At 51.5% G+C, this 4,950-nt stretch carries 1 protein-coding gene; it reads left to right on the forward strand.

Features of this window, described 5'->3' with window-relative positions; genetic code table 11:
- Positions 1 to 518: 518 nt before the first annotated feature.
- Positions 519 to 4,046 (forward strand): CDP-glycerol glycerophosphotransferase family protein, encoded by a 3,528-nt coding sequence (locus tag ACT3S2_RS15650; RefSeq protein WP_444561911.1) that lies wholly within the window; start codon positions 519 to 521, stop codon positions 4,044 to 4,046.
- The last annotated feature ends 904 nt before the right edge of the window (positions 4,047 to 4,950 follow it).

Here is a 4,950-nt window from a genome sequence, read left to right on the forward strand (position 1 = left end):
AGACACGCTGGCCCGGCGTAAGAACAGGGCCCCGGTACCGGTGTTCGACATTGCTAAGGCAAGATCATGAACCCGATTCCTCGCGGAGATTTTTCAATGAAGCAACTGGTCCCAATTTGCCGCTTCCTGCGAACGCAGCTGTGATCCACCTAATGACGAGATTCGAATCGAGGCCCGACGCGCTTCGAATAAAACCCTACTTTCAAACCCATGTTCTGACCCAACACACATGGAGGCCTGATATAGCACCGTCGGTCACTGACATTCTTGGCCACACCAGCGTTGACAACGAGCAAGACAAAGGACTTAGCCACTAGGATTCATATCCTAGAGGGTGCACTGCGGCCTCGTGCTTGGCTTTCCCAACACTCACAGTCTCCACAGGAACACGAAAACGCGAATGCCATAACCCAATGTTTAGTTGAACGGGAAACTGGGCGTTCTCTGTCTTCTGCTAAGCACAAACCCATTTATCCAACGTCGAAAGTAGCATCATGCGGACTTCCACAGTTCAATCCGTGTTCAACGCGCTCAAGCCAACTCGGCAACAACCCACATCAGCACGACGACTACATTTAGCGGCCAGACAACACGGTCAAAGCATTTCTGCCGAGATAACTGTCCGGGCGGGAATCTCCGTCAACGGTGTCTGGCTGCGACTGAAGGACAATTGGATTGCACTTGATACTGTTATCTCGCCGGTAGACACGACTGATCAGTCGGATGGTGAACCCAAGACCTTCAGGCTCGAAATTGATCTGGCATCAATTCAGCAACGACTGTCGGATTCAGTACAGGGTAGCTCCCCTACCGAATCCCAGGTCCTGCAGGGCTCCAATCAAGAATCACTAGTCTCTCTGGACGAGCAAGCGTTGGTGTCAAAAACTTGGTCTGAAGCAATCAGCGACGGAAGCTACTCCGACCGCTGCACACTATACCTAGGCGTCACTACAGCGGGAACTGACATCATGGGTGGAGCAGTTTTTGAAGATGGACGCCCCGAGGACGTTGACCAGTTGAAGGCAGTGAGCTATAGAGTCACGTTCGGACGTTTCCAGAACACCTCGCTAGGCGAATTCCACCAAATTCGAAGTGGAGAGTGCCTAGTCACGCCTTACGTCAACAGGCGTGGAGTCCTTAGCCTCCGCCTGAACGAATGGCTCGAAAATTACCAACGAGTGGTCATTTCGAAGCTTCGCATGCGCGATGGGGTATTGAACCTCGAGGGCGATCTTATGGTGCGTCACTCTCGTATTTTGAACGCTCGGCTGCTTCTAACTGCTCGCGGGCTTGACAACAGGTGGACTGCACCACTTCAGATTCAACGGGATTACTCCTGGGAAGAAACACACTACGGACATGCTCGTTACGAGTTCAGAGTTTTCCTGAATTTCGGCGGGCTAAAAACAGACCTACTGCCCGATGACGTGATCCTCGATGCTTGGGTCCAATCTGACATGGCGTTCAGTCCAGAGCTTAGCCACACATCCCGAATTGGGCGCACACCTCTCATACAGCGGCAACTGTCAAATCTTGGTGGTGTACGTGGACACGAAAAATCCACGTTGATCATTCCGTACTACACGATGAAAGCAAAGCGAACTTCTTTCCGTCTTGAGAAGTTCCCTACGGCCTCCTACGACCAATTACGAAATGTCATGCGGCAGCCCATTCGTAATCTACTCGGCAACAGAAGCAATAGACCGATATGGATTATTGGCGAACAACCCGAAAGAGCACAAGACACTGGTCTAGCATTTTTCCAGTATGTGCGAGCCAACCATCCAGACATTGATGCATTTTATGTGATCGATCCCCGAGCTGCCGAAGCTCAGAACTTAGCTGGCCTAGACCACGTCTTGGAGTATAGGTCTCCAGAGCACATTCGACTCTCTCTTCTTGCTGAAAGATTCATTGGATCACATCACCCGTCATACTTGTATCCAACGCGCGCCGATAGCTTTAAGCGACTTCTACGCGCGAGAAATGTCTTCCTGCAACATGGCGTGATTGCGATGAAATGGATGGAGCAGACATACGGCAAGAAGGCAGCTTCTTTCAACACTGATCTCTTCATCGTTAGCTCAGAACGCGAAAAGGAATTCATTGTCAACGACCTCGGTTACGCACCTAAGGAGGTAGCCGTAACTGGTTTATCTCGCTTCGACCAGCTTTTTGACAAAACCCAGGAAGTCAAGCATCGGCAAATCTTCATAATGCCTACTTGGCGAGATTGGCTCCATACAGGCGATCAGTTTTTGGCTTCAACTTATTACAATGCTTGGCACGCTTTCCTGACTGATCCCAGATTCGCAGACGTTGTCGCGGAGCATAACCTCAACATTGTTTTCTGTTTGCACCCGAACATGCAAGCCTACGCGGACCATTTCGCTGCTGCCCCAGTCAAAATTCTAGTGCAGGGGGAAGCGGACGTTCAGAAACTAATCAAACAGAGTTCACTACTAATTACGGACTACTCTAGCGTTGCTTGGGACTTCTCGTTCTTGCATAAACCTGTCTTATTTTATCAGTTTGATAGGAGTCGAATGTTCCGGCGAGTTCAGCCACATCTCAACCTCGATGATGAATTACCTGGGCCGATCGCTGCAAACGTAGAGTCGTTGCTCCAGGAACTGTCCGACCAGGTGAACGCTGGCATCTCTATGCCCGAAAAGTTCAAAAACCGTGCGGACAAGTTCATAAAATACCGGGACCGGAGCAACTCGGCGAGAATTTTCCATGAAATTTCGCTCCTCAGCCAACCGCACTTGCCAGCACGTAGCGGACAAGTCAAGGAATTGAGAACAGCCGGTTTCAACTTCTTCAGGAAGAGTCGTTACTACCATCCCTTGATGCGAACGGTATATAGAGTTGTCTCCAAACTCCCCGCTGACGAAAATATCGTGTTCTTCGAGAGCGGGCTTGGACGTCAGGTAAATGATAGTCCCAGAGCTATCTATGATGAACTGGTAGCCCGAGGAGACAACCGCCGTAAGGTCTGGTCTGTCCGAGGGCGCGCATCGTTCGGCGACGAAAATACGACGGTAGTTAAGAGAAATTCACCGTCATACTTCTGGTTTCTAGCACGATCAAAATATTGGGTCAGCAATCAAAATTTGCCGCATTACATCACCCGCGGCCCCGGCAGATTCTATGTCCAAACGTGGCACGGAACTCCACTCAAACGGATGGCACTAGATATAGAAGAGATCCATGGTCGCGATGAGGGCTATCTAGGCAGGGTCACGAAAGCGGCGGCACAATGGTCAGTCTTGGTCTCTCCCAGCCAATACGCCACCTCTTGTCTTCGAAGCGCCTACGGCTACCGTGGCCCCTCGGTAGAGTTTGGATATCCTCGAAATGACGCCTTGGTCTCTCAGAATCGAGACAGCGTTGGTAGCGACGTCCGAGAAAGGCTGGGTATCCCTCCTCATGCGAAAACTGTTCTCTACGCCCCTACTTTTCGAGACGACATCTCCCTAGGTAATGGACGTTTTGGTTTTGAGCTCCCGTTTTCCCTCGAGAACTTCTGCGATCAACTTGGTGACGACGTAGTCCTAATTCTCCGAACACATTCGCTCGTTGCTGGACGACTGCACATCCCCGAGCACCTTCGTGACGCCATCGTTGACGCGTCCAAATTTCCAGATATCCAGCCCCTATTTCTCGCCGCCGATGTCTTAGTTACTGACTACTCCTCGGTGTACTTTGACTACAGTCTGCTTCGCCGGCCCATGATCTTTTATGCCTACGACCTTGAGCGCTACCGCGATTCCTTACGAGGCTTCTACTTAGACTACGAAGCTACCGTCCCTGGCCCGGTAGAGACCACGGAGCAGGGTCTCTTTGCATCTATTCAAGAAGGGCTCGCGCAACCAGACAGATCTGAATCCACAATCGAGAACTTCGTTGAGAAGTTCAATCCGCATTCGGATGGAGGAGCAACGGCTCGGACGGTTGACTTGATGTTGGAATCAGGCTCCAAGATTAGTCAAAGTACGGTTATTGGAAAGATCCTCAGAACGCTGTGCGGTTCCTACACCTGAGCAAAGTCCGATCCGCCAGCGATTTGGTCCACTAACTTTTCAGCGTGCTCGGCGCGTGGTATCGCTCAAAATTCAGCTCGTTGGATTCCATCGATCGTGGCGTCAGACCCCAGAAAGTACTCTCTGAATGCTTTTCTTGTTGGGGTCCCGCTGTACCTTCGGCAGCCAGTAGACATATGCGGCAATGGCAAGCTTGGGACTGCTTGGGGGACACTAGACTGAATATTTGACGCTCTGAGCCCCGTAACCCTTTTAGTAGCTCCTAAATGAGCAATTACTGGGATTACTGGCCTGTCGACACCAATGTTGATTCCACTCCCCGCGTCTTCTATGGTTCGGGGAGTGTTATCACCGGGGTCCGATAGGCACCAGGGAAATCTCTGACCCTCCTATGCTTTAAAGCAAGAGGGTTCGGAGTTGCCTGAAAAGTTGCCGAGCAATGAATCGTTTGATGCAGCGGCGGATGCCCCGAATGGTCCTACCTTCGATGCGTCGCAGCTCGACGGATGCAATGGTTGTGGCGTCGCATGACATCCTGGACCGCGCTATCGTATGAGTTACCTAGTTGAGTTGTCTGTCGCCATGCCAATTCAGACGATGTCGCGTCTTGTTGTCAGAGGATGCGGGAATCGGGTCACCCCCGCTAGTGAGGCAAGGCCGTCTCCAAGCGGATTTGTCCATAGTGGGAATAGGAGACGAGCACCTGCGCTGTCGGCACGGGGCCGACACCGAACAAACTCAGAAGGCTATGTGCCACTGCCTGTTGCATCATAGCAATACCGCCGGGAAGACTGCTTCGTTGCTTCATTGAAAAATCTCCGCGAGGAATCGGGTTCATGATCTTGCCTTAGCAATGTCGAATACCGGTACCGGGGCCCTGTTCTTACGCCGGGCCAGCGTGTCG

It is taken from the genome of Arthrobacter sp. AOP36-A1-22 (genome assembly GCF_052377615.1).
Classification (GTDB): domain Bacteria; phylum Actinomycetota; class Actinomycetes; order Actinomycetales; family Micrococcaceae; genus Arthrobacter_H.